General features: G+C 44.9%; 16 protein-coding genes and 1 riboswitch. Of the genes, 5 read left to right on the top strand and 11 right to left on the bottom strand.

The window, feature by feature from the left end; genetic code table 11:
- Positions 1 to 32: 32 nt before the first annotated feature.
- Positions 33 to 896, top strand: a complete 864-nt coding sequence (locus tag CS060_RS02370) for a DegV family protein (RefSeq protein ID WP_035046103.1) — start codon at positions 33 to 35, stop codon at positions 894 to 896.
- A gap of 30 nt (positions 897 to 926) precedes the next feature.
- On the top strand, positions 927 to 1052 hold the full coding sequence (locus CS060_RS02375) for a DUF3941 domain-containing protein (RefSeq protein WP_003395443.1): 126 nt from the start codon (positions 927 to 929) through the stop codon (positions 1050 to 1052).
- A 192-nt stretch (positions 1053 to 1244) separates the two neighbouring features.
- On the opposite strand, the gene CS060_RS14250 is transcribed toward CS060_RS02375, so the two are convergent.
- From CS060_RS14250 to CS060_RS02385, 3 genes are all read right to left on the bottom strand, one after another.
- Positions 1245 to 1334, bottom strand: a complete 90-nt coding sequence (locus CS060_RS14250) for a putative holin-like toxin (RefSeq protein WP_003395444.1) — start codon at positions 1332 to 1334, stop codon at positions 1245 to 1247.
- Between the two features lie 146 nt (positions 1335 to 1480).
- Entirely contained in the window at positions 1481 to 3133 is a 1653-nt protein-coding gene (locus tag CS060_RS02380; protein WP_099668657.1) for a methyl-accepting chemotaxis protein, read from the bottom strand.
- Positions 3134 to 3145: 12 nt separating this feature from the next.
- Positions 3146 to 4111, bottom strand: a complete 966-nt coding sequence (locus CS060_RS02385) for a BMP family lipoprotein (protein WP_035046100.1) — start codon at positions 4109 to 4111, stop codon at positions 3146 to 3148.
- A 163-nt stretch (positions 4112 to 4274) separates the two neighbouring features.
- Here CS060_RS02385 and CS060_RS02390 point away from each other — a divergent pair, with 163 nt between their 5' ends.
- The 3 genes from CS060_RS02390 to metH all read left to right on the top strand — a co-directional run bounded on the left by CS060_RS02390 (position 4275) and on the right by metH (position 10258).
- Positions 4275 to 4766, top strand: a complete 492-nt coding sequence (locus tag CS060_RS02390; protein WP_021094041.1) for a YajQ family cyclic di-GMP-binding protein — start codon at positions 4275 to 4277, stop codon at positions 4764 to 4766.
- Between the two features lie 90 nt (positions 4767 to 4856).
- Positions 4857 to 4959, top strand: a riboswitch (SAM riboswitch).
- A 69-nt stretch (positions 4960 to 5028) separates the two neighbouring features.
- Complete coding sequence (locus CS060_RS02395) at positions 5029 to 6876, top strand: bifunctional homocysteine S-methyltransferase/methylenetetrahydrofolate reductase (protein ID WP_035046184.1); 1848 nt, start codon at positions 5029 to 5031, stop codon at positions 6874 to 6876.
- On the top strand, positions 6869 to 10258 hold the full coding sequence (gene metH / locus CS060_RS02400) for a methionine synthase (protein ID WP_099668658.1): 3390 nt from the start codon (positions 6869 to 6871) through the stop codon (positions 10256 to 10258). The genes CS060_RS02395 and metH overlap by 8 nt, the downstream gene beginning before the upstream one ends.
- Positions 10259 to 10282: 24 nt before the next feature.
- Here metH and CS060_RS02405 read toward each other — a convergent pair whose 3' ends face one another.
- The 8 genes from CS060_RS02405 to CS060_RS02440 form a co-directional block, all read right to left on the bottom strand.
- Positions 10283 to 10702 carry a type II toxin-antitoxin system VapC family toxin gene (locus CS060_RS02405; protein WP_035046097.1) on the bottom strand — a complete coding sequence of 140 codons (420 nt, stop codon included), beginning with the start codon at positions 10700 to 10702 and terminating at the stop codon, positions 10283 to 10285.
- The gene (locus CS060_RS02410) at positions 10690 to 10974 is read right to left on the bottom strand and encodes an AbrB/MazE/SpoVT family DNA-binding domain-containing protein (RefSeq protein WP_035046095.1); all 285 of its coding nucleotides are present in this window, start codon (positions 10972 to 10974) and stop codon (positions 10690 to 10692) included. The genes CS060_RS02405 and CS060_RS02410 overlap by 13 nt, the downstream gene beginning before the upstream one ends.
- A gap of 87 nt (positions 10975 to 11061) precedes the next feature.
- Entirely contained in the window at positions 11062 to 11583 is a 522-nt protein-coding gene (gene cobO, locus CS060_RS02415) for a cob(I)yrinic acid a,c-diamide adenosyltransferase (RefSeq protein WP_035046093.1), read from the bottom strand.
- The gene (gene cobA / locus CS060_RS02420; RefSeq protein WP_099668659.1) at positions 11577 to 12326 is read right to left on the bottom strand and encodes a uroporphyrinogen-III C-methyltransferase; all 750 of its coding nucleotides are present in this window, start codon (positions 12324 to 12326) and stop codon (positions 11577 to 11579) included. The genes cobO and cobA overlap by 7 nt, the downstream gene beginning before the upstream one ends.
- Positions 12319 to 13344, bottom strand: a complete 1026-nt coding sequence (gene cobT, locus CS060_RS02425; RefSeq protein ID WP_052025484.1) for a nicotinate-nucleotide--dimethylbenzimidazole phosphoribosyltransferase — start codon at positions 13342 to 13344, stop codon at positions 12319 to 12321. The genes cobA and cobT overlap by 8 nt, the downstream gene beginning before the upstream one ends.
- Positions 13334 to 14848 carry a cobyric acid synthase gene (locus CS060_RS02430; RefSeq protein ID WP_099668660.1) on the bottom strand — a complete coding sequence of 505 codons (1515 nt, stop codon included), beginning with the start codon at positions 14846 to 14848 and terminating at the stop codon, positions 13334 to 13336. The genes cobT and CS060_RS02430 overlap by 11 nt, the downstream gene beginning before the upstream one ends.
- On the bottom strand, positions 14841 to 16214 hold the full coding sequence (locus tag CS060_RS02435) for a cobyrinic acid a,c-diamide synthase CobB (protein WP_052025479.1): 1374 nt from the start codon (positions 16212 to 16214) through the stop codon (positions 14841 to 14843). The genes CS060_RS02430 and CS060_RS02435 overlap by 8 nt, the downstream gene beginning before the upstream one ends.
- The gene (locus CS060_RS02440) at positions 16196 to 17275 is read right to left on the bottom strand and encodes a cobalt-precorrin 5A hydrolase (protein WP_035046085.1); all 1080 of its coding nucleotides are present in this window, start codon (positions 17273 to 17275) and stop codon (positions 16196 to 16198) included. The genes CS060_RS02435 and CS060_RS02440 overlap by 19 nt, the downstream gene beginning before the upstream one ends.

Here is a 17275-nt window from a genome sequence, read left to right on the forward strand (position 1 = left end):
TTAAAATAAGTACATACATAGGGGTGATTGAAATGAATATTAAAATTATAGCGGATAGCGGGTGCGATTTGCCACTTTCTTTTATACAAGAAAAACAAATTGCTTTTTTGCCGTTAACTGTTCATATAAACGACCACGATTACGATGACCAACTGACGATTCAACCAAAACAAGTATACGAAGCGATGCGTAAAGGCGATGTGCCGAAAACGTCGCAAGCGAAACCTTCCGAAATGAAAGAGCTATTTACGACACTTGCGCAAGAAAACATCCCTGCCATTTACATTGCTTTTTCTTCTGCTTTGTCAGGTACATATCAAACAGCCGTCATGATGAAAAACGAAGTGCTTGAACAATATCCTCATGCAAAATTGACGGTCATCGACTCGAAATGCGCATCGCTCGGCCTTGGACTTGTCGTAAAAAAAGCGGTTGAGCTAGCTGAAAGCGGCATGCCGTATGAACATGTCGTCGCGACAATCGAAACGTATTGTCGCCATATGGAACATATTTTTACGGTCGATGACTTGCAATATTTAGCGCGCGGCGGACGTGTCAGCAAAACGGCTGCGTTTGTCGGCGGGGTGTTAAACATTAAACCTCTTCTTCACGTCGAGGACGGAAAGTTAATTCCGATTGAGAAAGTACGTGGAAGGAAAAAGGTGCTAAAGCGCATGGTCGAGCTGATGCAACAGCGCGGAGCAGACGTTGAAAACCAACTGATCGGCATTAGCCACGGTGACGATGAACAAACGGCGCTCGAATTAAAAGCGATGATTGAAGAAACGTTCGGATGCAAACAATTTTTCATTTCTGAAATTGGCGGTGCCATCGGAGCGCACGCCGGACCGGGAACGATCGCCCTCTTTTTCTTGAATAAACAGCTTGAGCAATGATTACACTACCGATAAAAGGAGGGCGAGACGATGACAAGCGATAACGACAAAAAAGCAAAAGACAATAATGCAAAAAGACATGAAAAAAATATGGAGCGCGAAAAAAACCGCCAAGCTGGCAAACGCGCCTATTCAAAAGAAACGAATCATTTGTAAAAACAAGAGGATCGCAGTATCTCTTTTCATTGTTCCCTTTTCGCGTTATAATGAAAGGTGAAAATGAATTGACATAAAAATAGGGCATCGGCTGCCACCAATGCCCTACAATACACGGCTTACTGCAAGACGTGCAGTGGCCCGAGACATGTTAGGAAGTAACCTACCCTCACTTGGGCCTAGCAGGGTGGGTTACTTTTTATCTTTAGCAACCGCAATTACTGCGACAATTAAAGATGCAAAGGCAATCATTAACGTTAGTGCATCTTCAACTGCAATCATCAGTAGCCCCCCTTTCTATAAGGGAGTAGCCACTGCCCACCCTGCATATCACCGTGCAATTCACATTATATCACTGCAACATACGACTGAAAACGAAAAAGTTGAACAATACTTAGTAAAAAAGATGCTCGCGCGGAGCATCTTTTTTACTTCATTTGGAACTTTGCCATCGTTTTTTGTAAGTCGTCTGTTAGTTGGCGCAACGTCGTCACTTTTTCGCTCATTTTTTTGAACGCTTCTAACTGTTCGACCATGGAAGCGGCAATTTGTTCGCTTCCTGCGGCTGACTGTTCAACGACCGCGCTAATGCTTTCCACGTTTTGCAACACGTTTTTGCCGAGTTCTTTTGATTCGTTCATGCCGACGACAAGCGCTTGAATGTCTGTTGTAATATCGTGCACTTTATTTTCAATTTGAGCAAACGCATCGGTTGTCGTTTCAATCGCTTTTACTTGCGCTTCAGCAATATCTACCCCGCGGCGAACCGCCTCCGTCACATTCGTTACCCCGAATTGAATAAGCTGCACCATCTCAAAAATTTGGCTTGTCGCTTTCGACGATTCTTCCGCAAGTTTGCGCACTTCTTCGGCAACGACGGCAAACCCCTTGCCCGCTTCTCCTGCTCGCGCTGCTTCAATCGCCGCGTTTAACGCAAGCAAGTTCGTTTGCGTTGCAATATCAGCTACCGCTTTTGCCATATCTTCAATTTTGCTTGCATATGTCGCAAACTGTTCTGTCGATTGCTCAATGGAAGCGGTCGCTTTCGCATTTTCGTCAATAAACGTTTTTTGTTCGGCTAACGCCGCTTGACCGTGCACAATCGCATCCACCGCTTCATCGCTATAATGTGCCGTTCGCTCGGTACGCCCCACATTTTCTTGTACAGTATGTTCCATTCGTTCAATAAGCTGTACTGCCTGTTGTAAGTCTTCCGAAATACTTTGCGCCCCTGCGGACAATTCGTTTGTCGAGACAGCGACTTGGTTGTTAATTTCTGTTAACGTTTTTGTTTCTTCATCAATTTCTTTCGCAAATGCCTCCACTCGCTTACTTACCGTATCAACAGATTGAAGCAACTCGTTTAGTTGATCCGCCATCGTTGTAAACGCCGCATTTAAATCGGCAAGCTCATCTTTCCCGTTATATTTCACAGGCTCGATACGCAAATTGCCGCTTGCGATTTGCTTCGCGTTTTCAGCAATTTTTTTGAGTGGCGTCGTAATTTTTTGCGTTAGACGGAATCCGCTAAATCCTGCAAACAATAACACGATGACAATCGCAACAAGCGAAATAGTAATAACGCCTGAAATTTGTTTTTGTAACGTTTGTTGCATGTACGTATAATACTCGCTTACATATGTGTTAACGACGTATATGTCGTTCAATACCCCTTCTGCGCGCATCGACTGGCGACGCACTTCCGCTACATCATTTGCATTAAGCGCTTCGTTCGATTGTTTCGCAAGCTCAGCAAATTTTTTATTCGCCTGTTCAAGTGCAGAACGGAAATAAGGCTCAGTTAATCCTTTATTTAATGCTTGAAGTAGCTTTTCCGATTCCGCTAAATGAACGATCACTTCTTGTTTATTTCCTTCTGTTGGACTATACGCATAGTTGCTTAAACTTTGCTTCGTCGCCTTCAATTCTGCCTGTAGATGTTGTGCTTTCATCATAAGCGGAACAAAATCTTGATTGGACGATTGAATCGAAAGCATGTTCATAATAATAAACACGATAATCGCCCCGGCAATGACTGGCGTTGCTAATGAATGAAATAATAATCGTTGTTTAATCGACATCGTATCCCTCCTTTATTGCGCGATGCCACCGGCTGCTTTTTCTTTCCATTTTTCAAGCGTTGCTTGTTGCTCTGGAGTAAATGTCACGACACGAATCGGTGCTAAATCAACGCCGTTTTCTTTTAAGCCTAGTTCGACCGTTCCTTTTGGTACTTCGTTCTTGTCAACATATTGCTTAATGACCGTATATAATGCCACATCGACATTTTTTAACATCGATGTGACGACTGCTTTTTCCGCATAAAAATATTGATCGCTATCGACACCGATCGCATATTTTTTATTCATTTCCGCCTCGCGAAGCACACCGACACCTGTAAATCCAGCCGCCGCATACAAGACGTCTGCCCCATTTGCGATCATTTGTTTTGCAATTTGTGCCCCAAGTTTATCATCACCGAAATTGCCGGCATACACTTCTTGCACGTTTGCTTCTGGCTTCACCGCTTTTACCCCTTGAATAAAGCCGTTCGCAAATTGGCGAATAAGCGGCACATCCGCTCCACCAACAAAACCAACGTTGTTTGTTTTCGTCAACATGCCAGCGACTACGCCAGCTAAAAAGCTTCCTTCATCTTCTTTAAACGTAATGGATGTAATGTTTGGCAAATCGGATACCGCATCAATTAAGACGAATTGCTGTTTCGGATATTTTTTCGCAACTTTTTCTAAATCTTGCTGCACCATAAAACCTAATCCGATGACGAGATCGTTTCCTGCTTCAACAAGTTCCGTTAGCCCTTTTTCATACGTCTCGGTTTCTTTTAGCTCACGATAGTCAAAAAAGACGCCGAGCTCATCACGCGCTTTCATCAGTCCTTTAAACGCCGAATCGCTAAACGATTGATCACCAAGTCCGACGTCCGACAACATAATGCCCACTTTTATCCGCTCTTTCGGTTGAAAAGAACTCGTTTGCGAACACCCTGCGGCAAGCAATAAAACGACTGCCATCATGAGTGAAATGATTTTTTTCATAAAATTTTCTCATCTCCTTATCTTTCAATCATCGCTTCATTTATTATATCGACAACATTCGACATTTTGTTTACTTTTTATATATAAAGATTTTGTAAAGTTGTTCGTATGACAACAATCGACTATAATGGAAGCAAAACGAATTTATGCCGAGGTGATTATTATGTCAAAAGAAAGTTCATTTGATATTGTATCAAAAGTCGATTTGTCGGAAGTCACAAACGCCGTCAACATCGCGTTAAAAGAAATTCAAAATCGCTATGATTTTAAAGGAAGCAAAAGCGACATTTCGCTTGAAAAAGATGAGCTTATTTTAATTTCCGACGATGAATTTAAGCTTGAACAGCTGAAAGATGTGCTCATCGGCAAACTCATTAAGCGCGGCGTGCCGACAAAAAACATTCAATACGGAAAAGTGGAGGCTGCATCTGGCGGAACGGTGCGCCAACGTGCCAAACTCGTCCAAGGCATCGACAAAGACAATGCGAAAAAAATTAACACAATCATTAAGAATACAGGGTTAAAAGTAAAAAGTCAAATTCAAGAAGACCAAATTCGCGTCAGCGGCAAAAGTAAAGACGACTTGCAAAAAGTAATCGCCGCTATTCGTGAAGCAGACTTACCGATTGACGTCCAATTCGTCAACTATCGTTAAGAAGGCGCTTTGCCTTCTTTTTCTTTTTTGAAATAAAATAGTTGAATATTTCTAAAAAATCAGTTACATTTATGAGTAACTTCATACAACATCTTATCGAGAGAAGGGGAGGGACTGGCCTGATGAACCTTCAGCAACCTGACGATCGTCAAGGTGCTAAGTCCAGACAAGCGATTCGCTTGGAAGATAAGAAGGAGCGCGTCAAGTCTTCTTCTTATGGAGAGGACTTTTTTACTTTAAACAAAGAAACGGAGGAATGGACGTGGGATTGTTAGATGATTTAAAAGAACGCATCGTCATCGCAGATGGAGCGATGGGAACGTTATTATATGCGCACGGCATCGATCGTTGTTTTGAAGAATTAAACGTCACAAAACCTGAAGAAATTGTCCATATTCATGAGGCGTATATCGAAGCAGGAGCTGAAGTCATTCAAACGAACACATACGGCGCCAACTACGTAAAACTAGCCCGTTACGGGCTGCAAGATGACGTAAAAGAAATAAACGAAGCGGCGGTTGAGCTTGCGAAACGAGCAGCAAAAGGGCGCGCCTACGTGCTCGGTACGATCGGCGGACTACGGAGCACGAACAAAAGCACGATTTCGCTTGAAGAAGTGAAACGAACATTTCGCGAACAGCTGTACGTTCTGTTAAACGAAGAAGTTGACGGACTTTTACTTGAAACGTATTACGATTTTGAAGAATTGCAAACTGTTCTGTCCATCGCTCGTAAAGAAACGACGTTGCCGATCATCGCCCACGTCACGCTTCACGACATTGGCGTGTTGCAACATGGCATGCCGCTTGCCGAGGCGCTTCGTCAATTAGAACAACTCGGTGCTGATGTCGTCGGTTTAAACTGCCATCTCGGTCCGTATCATATGTTACGTTCACTTGAAGAAGTGCCGATTCCGACACACGCCTTCTTATCCGTATACCCAAACGCAAGCTTACCGCAATATCGCGACGGTCGCTTCATTTACGAAACGAGCGAACAATATTTTGAAGAAACCGCCCGTGCGTTTCGCGATCAAGGGGTGCGCCTCATCGGCGGCTGTTGCGGTACGACGCCAAAACATATTGCCGCCATTGCTCGCGCCCTTGCTGACCGCACACCTGTATGCAAAAAAGATGTAAAACAACGGCATACAATCGTCGTTCAAGAAGCAGAACAAACAAAAGAGCCTTCCCTTGCCGACATCGCTCGCACACGGCGGTCGATTATCGTCGAGCTCGATCCACCGAAAAAGCTCGGCTTAACAACATTTTTAGAAGGAGCAAAAGCGTTAAAAGAAGCACACATTGATGCCTTAACGCTTGCCGACAACTCGCTTGCGACACCGCGCATTAGCAACGTCGCTGTCGGCACGATCGTCAAACAACAACTGAATATGCGCCCGCTTATTCATATTACATGCCGCGACCGCAATTTAATCGGCTTGCAGTCGCATTTAATGGGGCTTCATACGCTCGGCATGACCGACGTGCTCGCTTTAACAGGCGATCCGTCAAAAGTAGGCGACTTTCCAGGCGCAACGTCCGTCTATGATTTATCATCGTTTGACCTTATTTCGTTAATTCGGCAATTTAACGAAGGGCTTTCGTATTCAGGCAAACCGCTCGGACAAAAGACGAACTTTTCAATTGCTGCCGCCTTTAACCCGAACGTGCGTCATTTAGATAAAGCAGTAAAGCGGATAGAGAAAAAAATTGAATGCGGGGCGCACTACTTTTTAACACAGCCGCTTTATAGCGAAAAACAAATCGAAGACGTGTATGAAGCGACGAAACATTTACCGACGCCGATTTACATCGGCATTATGCCGCTCACAAGCGCGCGCAACGCCGACTTTTTACATCACGAAGTGCCGGGCATTACGCTTTCAGACGACATTCGTGCCCGCATGGCTGCTTGTGCCAACGACCCGGTTCAATCAACGAAAGAAGGATTAGCGATCGCCAAAGCGCTCATCGATGCCGCGTTCGATTTATTCCAAGGCATTTATTTAATTACCCCATTTTTACGTTACGATATGACGGTCGAACTCGTTCGCTACATTCATGAAAAAGAGCGGCTCGCAAAAGAAAGGACGGTTTATTATGGCTAGTTTATTTGAACAGCTCGAAAAGAAAATTTTAATTATTGACGGTGCGATGGGGACGATGATTCAATCAGCGAACTTAACTGCGGACGATTTTGGCGGCGAAGCGTACGAAGGATGTAACGAATATTTAACACTCACCGCTCCGCACGTCATTTCACATATTCACGAAGCGTATTTTGCCGCTGGAGCGGACATCGTGGAAACGAATACGTTTGGGGCGACCCGCATCGTCTTAGACGAATACAACCTCGGCCATTTGGCGCTTGAATTAAATATTGAAGCAGCGAAACTTGCGAAACAAGCAGCGGAAAAATATACAACAAGCGATCACCCTCGCTTCGTTGCTGGTTCGATGGGTCCGACGACAAAAACGCTGTCCGTCACAGGCGGAGCAACGTTTGCCGAACTCGTTTCTTCCTATGAAGAACAGGCGCGCGGGCTATTAATTGGCGGCGTCGATTTATTGTTGTTGGAAACGTGCCAAGATACGTTAAACGTCAAAGCCGCCTTTCTCGGCATTACCGAAGCGTTTCAAGCGGTCGGAAAACAAGTGCCGCTTATGATTTCTGGAACGATTGAACCGATGGGAACGACGCTTGCTGGGCAAACGATCGAATCGTTTTTTATTTCCATTCAACATATGAAACCTTTTGCCGTCGGTTTAAACTGCGCTACGGGCCCGGAATTTATGACCGACCATTTGCGCTCGCTCGCTTCACTAGCGAACACCGCCGTCAGCTGTTATCCGAACGCTGGGCTTCCTGACGAAGAAGGGCACTACCACGAAACGCCAGAAATGCTTGCGAAAAAAATTCGCCAATTCGCTGAAAAAGGATGGCTAAACATTGTCGGCGGCTGTTGCGGCACGACGCCACAACATATTCAAGCGATTGCCGAAGCGGTGCGTGACATTCCGCCTCGTGTCATCCCGAAACAGTTTGCGATGCATGCTGTCTCAGGCATCGATGTGCTCATTTACGATGAAACGATGCGCCCGCTTTTTGTCGGAGAACGAACGAACGTCATCGGTTCGCGCAAGTTTAAACGGCTCATTGCGGAAGGCAAATATGAAGAAGCGGCAGAAATCGCCCGTGCCCAAGTAAAAAATGGGGCGCACGTCATCGACATTTGTTTAGCCGACCCTGACCGCGATGAAAAAGAAGATATGGAGCGATTTATTCAACAAGTCGTAAAAAAGGTGAAAGTGCCGCTTGTGATCGACTCGACCGATGAAGACGTCATCGCCTGCGCCTTGTCGTATTCGCAAGGAAAAGCAATTATTAACTCCATTAACTTAGAAGACGGCGAAGAACGATTTGAAAAAATTGTTCCGCTTCTTCATCAATACGGGGCAGCGGTCGTCGTCGGCACGATTGACGAACAAGGCATGGCGATTGACGCGAAACGAAAGCTAGACATCGCCCTTCGTTCATACGATTTACTCGTCAATAAATATGGCGTGTCACCGCACGACATTATTTTCGATCCGCTCGTCTTCCCGATCGGTACAGGAGATGAGCAATATATTGGCGCAGCAAAAGAAACGATCGAAGGCATTCGTCTTATTAAACAACATTTGCCAAACTGTTTAACGATGCTCGGCATTAGCAACGTCTCATTCGGTTTGCCACCTGTCGGGCGGGAAGTGTTGAACTCCGTCTTTTTATACCATTGCACGCAAGCTGGTCTTGACTATGCAATCGTCAATACGGAAAAATTAGAGCGATTCGCTTCCATTCCTGAAGAAGAAGTACGGTTAGCCGAGGCATTGTTATTCGACACAAACGATGAAACGTTAAACGCATTTATTCAATTTTATCGCGATAAAACGAAACAACCAAAACAAGCAAACGTTCATATGACGTTAGAAGAACGTCTTGCCACATACGTCATTGAAGGAACGAAAGACGGGCTCATCGAAGACTTGACGCTCGCTTTACAAACGTACAGCCCGCTTGACATTATTAACGGTCCACTGATGAACGGAATGGACGAAGTCGGTCGTTTATTTAACGATAATCAGCTCATCGTCGCCGAAGTGTTGCAAAGCGCGGAGGTGATGAAAGCGGCCGTCGCCTTTTTAGAGCCGTATATGGAAAAAAACGAAACGAGCGTGAAAGGAAAAGTGCTACTTGCGACCGTCAAAGGCGATGTACACGACATCGGCAAAAATTTAGTCGACATCATTTTAAGCAACAACGGATTTCACGTCGTTGATTTAGGCATTAAAGTAACGCCGCAACAGCTCATCGAAGCAGTGCGTCACGAACAGCCTGATATGATCGGCTTATCAGGGCTGCTTGTCAAATCCGCACAACAAATGGTGCTCACTGCACAAGACTTAAAACAAGCGGGTATTTCCCTGCCGATTTTAGTTGGCGGAGCGGCTCTGTCACGCAAGTTTACCGATACGAAAATTGCTCCTGAATATGACGGTATCGTTTTATACGCCAAAGACGCGATGGAAGGATTGACGCTTGCCAACCGCATCATTCAACAAGACATCGCCTATGAGAAAAAAGAAAAAATGGAACATGTAACAAAACAGCAAAACGCCGTTGCCGTCATGACAAAATCAAATGTGAAACGGGCGCCCATTTACGTTCCGACCGATACAGAAAAACATACATTAAAAGACATTCCGCTTTCGCATATCGAACCGTACGTTAATTGGCAAATGCTTCTTGGCCACCATCTCGGTTTAAAAGGAAATGTAAAAAAGCTGTTGGCAGAAGGAAACGAAAAAGCAATCATGTTAAAAGAGTTGATCGAGGAGCTGCTCGCTGAAGCAAAACAAACAAAGTCACTTGCGCCAAAAGCGGTATATCAATTTTTCCCAGCCAGAAGCGATGGCGATACGGTGATCATTTACGATCCGAGCGATCAACAAACAATGATCGAGACATTTACATTTCCAAGGCAAACGAAAGCACCGTATTTATGTTTAGCAGACTATCTTTCTAGCGAACAAATCGACTACGTCGGACTGTTTGCTGTGACGGCTGGGGCAGGTGTGCGCGATTTAGCATTACGTTTCAAAGAAGAAGGACAGTTTTTAAAAAGCCATGCCATTCAAGCGCTAGCGCTTGAACTAGCGGAAGGATTAGCGGAACGCGTCCATCAAATTATGCGCGACCGTTGGGGCTTTCCGGATTCTCCTGATTTTACGATGGAAGAACGGTTTGCAGCAAAATACCAAGGACAACGTTTTTCTTTCGGCTACCCTGCTTGTCCAAATCTTGAAGATCAAGAGAAACTATTCCGTCTATTGCGTCCAGAAGAAATTGGCATTCATTTAACGGAAGGGTATATGATGGAACCAGAAGCGTCCGTTTCCGCCATCGTCTTCGCCCATCCGGAAGCGAGATATTTTAACGTGTTGTGAAAAAGCTGACTTTGATCAGCTTTTTCACACAATACGATCGAGCAAATAATATTCACATGCTAGTTTTTTAAAATCCTTTTCATTCCATGTGACGACCGCTTGTACGGTAGGAGAATGTTTCATAAGTGAACTAAGATAAGCATCAGCAAAGTCAACACGATGCTTTCCATAACTCGCTATCGCTTGCAACACAACCTCTTTATCGATCGTTTTTATACATGAAGCCTCAACAAGCTGTGTTAAACGTTCAGCTATTTTTTCTTTCCGATAACCGTAACGTTTTGACTCAAGAACCCAACAACATTCTGCAATCACTAACGGATGTAGTACAAACGACAGTTCTCCGTTTACCGCCTTTTCGAATAATCGATAAGCAATCGGTGATTGGATTTTATCATCATTCGTTAAAAAGCGAACAATTACATTTGCATCTAAAATGTACATCGTTCATCTTCTTTCTTTTGCTTGCTAGCAAGCCATTGTTCCCTAGCTTCTTTTCGAATGTCCTCCCAATTCATATCTTTCTGTTCTCGCTTTGGTGGCATGCTTCCAAATAACGATAGTAACGAATCTTTCTTTCTCACTTTCAACGTTACTTCTCGATTTTCGCCATAAACAAACACAACTTGATCGCCTGGTTCTGCTCCAAGCAATTCTCTCACCTTCGCCGGAATCGTCAACCTGATGTTTCGAAGAAAGCGTCGACGAATAAACATATGTGTTACTTTCCATCGTATCCCCCCAAAATATTCTTTACTTTTATTTTATCTTTACATTATTCAACGATAAAGATGAAATATCATCTACAAATCAATCCCTTTAATCGCATGAACGCCTTTATGATAATAATGTTTCACTTCTTTCATTTCCGTCACTAAATCGGCAAGTTCAATTATTTCCTCTTTTGCCCCCCTTCCTGTCACGACAACATGCGTATGAGCTGGCTTATTCGTTAACGTATGCACGACATCTTGAAGTGGCAAAACATCATCAATTGGAAACGATGTAATGGCTAACGCCACATTTAATTCATCTAAAATGGCGATGTCGTACTCCCCAGACAACATACATTTTTTTGCAAGCGCCCACCCTTTTTGCAACGCTTCGCGATGTTGTTCTGGCGTTTTCGTCCACGTAAAGCCAACGCCTGTTTGATGCACGGCAATACCAAGTTGCTGCAATATTTTTGCTTCTCCATATGGACGATGCGGCGATTTTATAAATTGAATAACAATCACTTTTTTTCCGTGCCCCGCAGCGCGGACGGCAAGACCGACAGCTGCGGTTGTTTTTCCTTTTCCGTCTCCCGTATAAACAATTACCATTTTTCTTCCACCCACTTTAACTGATCGTGCAGTTTCACAACATCCCCGACGACAATAATGGCAGGGGAAGAAAGTTGTTTTTCATGAACGATGGCAACGATTGTTTGTAACGTACCGACAACCGTTCGTTGTTTATTTGTCGTCGCCCATTCGATGACTGCCACAGGCGTCTCGCCATCTTTGCCATGACGTTGCAACTGTTCACAAATGTAAGCGATATTTGCCATCCCCATATAAAATACGATCGTATCTGTTGCATTACTTAATGCGTCCCAGCGAATGCGATCACGTTCTCCGCTTTGATGCCCCGCAATAAACGTCACCCCGCCCGCATAGTTGCGATGCGTCACCGGAATGCCCGCATATGCCGAAGCAGCGACGCCAGCTGTCACACCGGGGACGACTTCATACGGAATGCCGTGCGCTCGCAAATGCTCCGCCTCTTCTCCACCGCGACCGAACATAAACGGATCGCCGCCTTTTAATCGAACGACCGTTTTTCCTTGCAACGCATGTTCTACAAGCCATTCGTGAATTTGTTGTTGAATGTTTCCATGTTTTCTCGGCTCTTTGCCACAATATAAAAGCTCCGCTCCTTCTTTCGCGTAAGTCAACAGTTCACGACTGATGAGACGATCATAAATAATAACATCCGCCTTTTCGATACATTCACGTCCATATACAGTAATAAGCTTGGGATCGCCAGGACCTGCGCCAACAATATATACTTTTCCTTTATTCATTATGATCGCTCCCTGTTGATACGTTTGCAGTGGAAAATGTCGCCATATGAAGCATCGCCATCGCCATATGAACAATCGGAAACGCGACTGCGGCTCCACTTCCTTCGCCAAGACGCATACACAAATCAAGAAGCGGCTTTTTATGTAACAACTCCAGAGCGATGCGATGACCCGGTTCTTGCGACTGATGTCCCGCAATCATATAATGGACGACACGTTTATCTATTCGTTCGGCGATTAACGCTGCGACGGTACAAATAAAGCCATCAAGCAAAATCGGAATGCGCCGCTCTGCCGCTGCGATCATCGCTCCTGCCATCGCCGCAATTTCAAGTCCGCCGATTTTTGTCAATAAATCGATAGCATCGGACGCATTCGGCTGATGAAGCATAAGCGCTCGTTCAACGACTCTCCTTTTATGTTTCACCGCTTCATCATGAATACCTGTTCCTTTGCCGACAAGCTCTGTAACACTTCGACCGCTCACTGCCGCTAACAACGCACTGGCAGTTGTTGTATTCCCGATCCCCATTTCCCCGACGATGAGACAACGAATACCGCCATCAATCATCCGATTTGCTTGTCGATATCCGACTTGTACCGCTTGCTCCGCTTCTTCTTTCGTCATCGCTTGCTCATCGACAAAATTGTTCGTTCCATACGCCACTTTTTCGTTAATGATGTTTTCCTCATGAATATCAACCGCCACGCCAACATCAACAACTGAAAATATTGCCCCAATTTGTTGACTAAATACGTTAATCGCCGCCCCACCGCGCGCAAAATTTAACACCATTTGCGCCGTCACTTCTTGTGGATATGCGGACACCCCTTCTTTTGCGATGCCGTGGTCAGCGGCAAACACGAGTACGCCCGGCGGTGTGACGCTTGGAAAACGTTCCCCTGTCATTTTCGCAACCTCGATGGCTAGTTCCTCAAGTCTTCCAAGACTGCCGCGCGGTTTTGTCAATTGATCAATATAATTGCGTACTTCTTCCCCAATTTGTTCATAAAGCATCATTATCTCCCCCTTGAAATTCAATCATTTTCTGTTCAATCGTTTTCACATCGACATATGTTTCAATACAATCTGCTAGCTCATCGAATGCTTGCTCACGTAATTGCCGATAAAGCGGGCGCTCCGCTAATGGCGGAAGTTGTTTTTTTCTCCGCACGTCGTTTAATAAATGATGACGAAACGAATCGTTATGAAATAAATCGTGCATATACGTTCCGATGACGCGCTCATCTTTCGTTTTACATCCATCTGTTTTACCGTTGAGCAAAATAAGTGGTTCTCCATGTTTCACAATCGAACGCCCCATATGAATTTCATATCCTTTTACATGAAACGTTTTGTTTTTATAGATTAATCTTCCTTCGCATAACACCGTCGTTTTTTCGCATGCAAGCGTCGTTTCAACCGGCAACAAACTCAATCCATCTATGTCATCGAGCGGTGTTTCGACATGAAATGGATCTTTAATACGTTCACCGAGCATTTGATAGCCACCGCAAATGCCGATCATTGTCACATCGGTTCGTTCATATAAACGCTGGACGGCAGAAAACAGCCCCGTTTCTTTTAAAAAGCGAACGTCTTCAATCGTATTTTTACTTCCAGGAAAAATGAGTATATCAGGCTCGTCTAATGCGGATACATCCGTCACGAACCGTACCGAACAATCCGATTCAACAAAAAACGGATCGATATCTGTAAAATTCGAGATGCGCGGATATTGGATGACTGCAATATCAATCATTTTCGTATCATCTTTTTTCGTCGCATAACGAGAAAGCGTCACAGAATCTTCGGCATCAATTCGCATGTGCATGTACGGGACAACGCCAAGCACAGGCACGCCTGTATATTGCTCAAACCAACGCAATCCCGGCTGAAGAAGCGAAAGGTCGCCGCGAAATTTATTAATGATCACCCCAATGACACGTTTCCGATCACATTCATCTAACAACTGCAATGTGCCAACTAAACTCGCAAACACTCCTCCACGCTCAATATCACCAATCAAAACAACGGGGGCGTTCGCCATGCGCGCCACGCGCATATTGACAAGCTCACGATCGTTTAAATTCACCTCCGCAGGACTGCCTGCTCCTTCAATGACAAGACGATCATATCGTCTCATTAATATGTCAAGCGACTGTCGAATAAGCTCAAGTCCGATGTCAAAAAACTCGCTGCGGTAAGTACTCGCTTTCATATTTTCGTACGGTTTTCCATGCACAACAATTTGCGCTTCTTGATCGCGGCTCGGCTTAATTAAAATCGGATTCATATGCGTCGTCGCTAGCACGCCTGCCGCTTCTGCCTGTACCCCTTGGGCACGTCCGATTTCTTTCCCATCGACCGTTACATATGAGTTAAGTGACATATTTTGCGATTTAAATGGTGCCGTCTTCCACCCGTTTCGTGCAAAGATGCGGCAGAAGGCGGTCGCGATGACGCTTTTTCCAGCATCCGAATGCGTTCCTTGAAACATAATCGGAAGCGCCTTACGCATCACCTTTCACCTCGGTACATGTTTTCAACCACCGCTCAACAAGCAAAGGATTTGATGGAAAATAAAAATGAACGTAACCGGCAACGAGACGTTTGTCCATATACCCATCTTTTTTACACCCGCGCAATCCTTTCACCTCATATGCAAACTTTTCTTCGACATGCGGAAGGAAAGTTGAATAATGAAATTCATGTCCTTTCGCTTTGTCTTGTTCAAACAAAAAATTTCCTTCTCCCCCCGTCACTTCACGATAACCGAGCGCTGCAAGCGTTTGTTGCATGCGTACGTGTCCAGGAATGATGCCGATCATCTCGTAATATTGTCCATCGGTCGTTTCAATACCTTCCGTTAAATACATAAATCCACCGCACTCTGCAAGCGTCGGCAACCCGTTCTGAATCGCTTCAGCAATTGATCGTTTCACTTTTTCATGACGCGCAAGCTCCGCGGCAAATTCCTCTGGAAATCCTCCACCAATGTACAATCCGTGCACATCGTTCGGCACACATTCACCTGCAAGAGGTGAAAAATAAACGAGTGTCGCTCCGTACGCCTGAAGCATTTCCAAATTTTCTTCGTAGTAAAAATGAAATGCAGCATCTTTCGCGATGGCAATGCGCACATCGTACGTCTGCTTCGGTGCAATAAACGGCGTGCTTGTCAGCTCATTCGCCTCTGCTAAATCCCATATCGCATCCAAATCAACCGTTTCGGAAATTCGCTTCCCAAGTTCGTCAAAAAACGGTTGAAGTTCTCCACGCTCCACAGACGGAACAAGCCCTAAATGACGCTCTGGAATCTTCAAATCGTTTTCTTTTAACAAATAGCCAACGACAGGAATACCGCATTGTCGTTCAATCGCTTCTTTCACAAGCCGAAAATGCCCTTCGCTCCCAACGCGATTCGCAATAACTCCAACGATGCGAACGCGCTCATCAAACCGTTGAAATCCCCCCACAACTGCCGCAGCGCTACGCGCCATGCCTGAACAATCAACGACTAATAATATAGGACTTTCAGTCATGATGCTAATTTCTGCAGTGGAACCTTCATTTGTCGTCGCACGCTTTCCATCAAATAGTCCCATCACCCCTTCAATAATCGACAAATGCGCTCCTTCGCTCCCACGTCTACATACGTGGCGCACAATTTGTTCGTTCCCCATCCAACTATCTAAATTGCGCGAACGTCTTCCTGTTACCGCCGTATGATACGTCGGATCAATATAATCAGGCCCACATTTAAAGCCTTGCACAACATATCCTTTTTGTTTAAATGCGCTCATTAAACCGAGCGCCACTGTCGTTTTGCCGACACCGCTTCCCGTTCCTGCAACGACAATTCTCCTCACTCTTGTCCCTCCCATAGTGCAACGGAAATCGTTACATTTCCGCTCTTTTTTTTCGTTAACACAAGCTTATTTTGCCTGCTATATCGCTTCGCTGCAGGTTCGCTTACCCCATATGCTCCCGTGTAGCGGAATACCGTTTCCGAAGGTTCATCGATCGGGACGTCGTTCAACTGCTCAGGCGTGTAAAAAATAAGCGGCCATTTATATTTATTTGCGACGGCTATTAACCCTTCTTCATCTTTTTTTAAATCGATCGTGCATAACGCTTTCACACTTTTCATTGAAAAACGAAGCTGTTGTAGCGTTTCATCAATGACGTGTTCAATTTCTTCTGCGCTCGTCCCACGATTACAGCCGATACCAATGACAATCACTTTTGGGCGATATAACACCCCGTTTTGTAAAATCGCTTCTTCCTCTTTTTCGAGCAAGCGATGCGTGACAATAAGCGCCGCATCCGGCTTCGCTTCAAGCGCCTCAGCGATCGAAGCATATTGTCGAATGTTTGCTGGAATCGGCGTATCATACGTCCACCAATTGCGCTCTCCTGATTCTTGTACAATCGCGACATGTTGCTCATTAACAACCGCAGCGCTCACAGGCGTCAAATTGTTTTCATTTTCCCATTCCCATCCGAACGGGCGACCGAATAAGTCAACCGCAATCGTTTGCTGAACATCGGATGCTGTCGTAATGACTGGACGAGCGTCAAGCAAACTCGCCACTTTCCTTGTCAGCTCATTGGCTCCTCCTAAATGGCCAGATAACACACTAATGACATGTTCCGCCTTATCATCAATAACAACAACAGCAGGATCTGTCTTTTTATCTTTTAACAACGGTGCAATCATGCGTACAACAGCACCGAGCGAAATGATAAGAATGAGCCCGCGATACGTAGCAAACAATTGTGGCAACAACAGCCGAACATTTCCTGAAAATAAATGAATACCCTTCTCGTGTTCGTCCCCTTTCGCAAATTTATCCGTATAATAAATGTGCGCATGCGGAAGTTGATCGTATAGCTTTCTCGCAATATGTACCCCATGTTTCGTAATCGCGACAACAGCATACAT

Origin of the sequence: Anoxybacillus flavithermus, assembly GCF_002742685.1 — a bacterium.
GTDB lineage: Bacteria > Bacillota > Bacilli > Bacillales > Anoxybacillaceae > Anoxybacillus > Anoxybacillus flavithermus_E.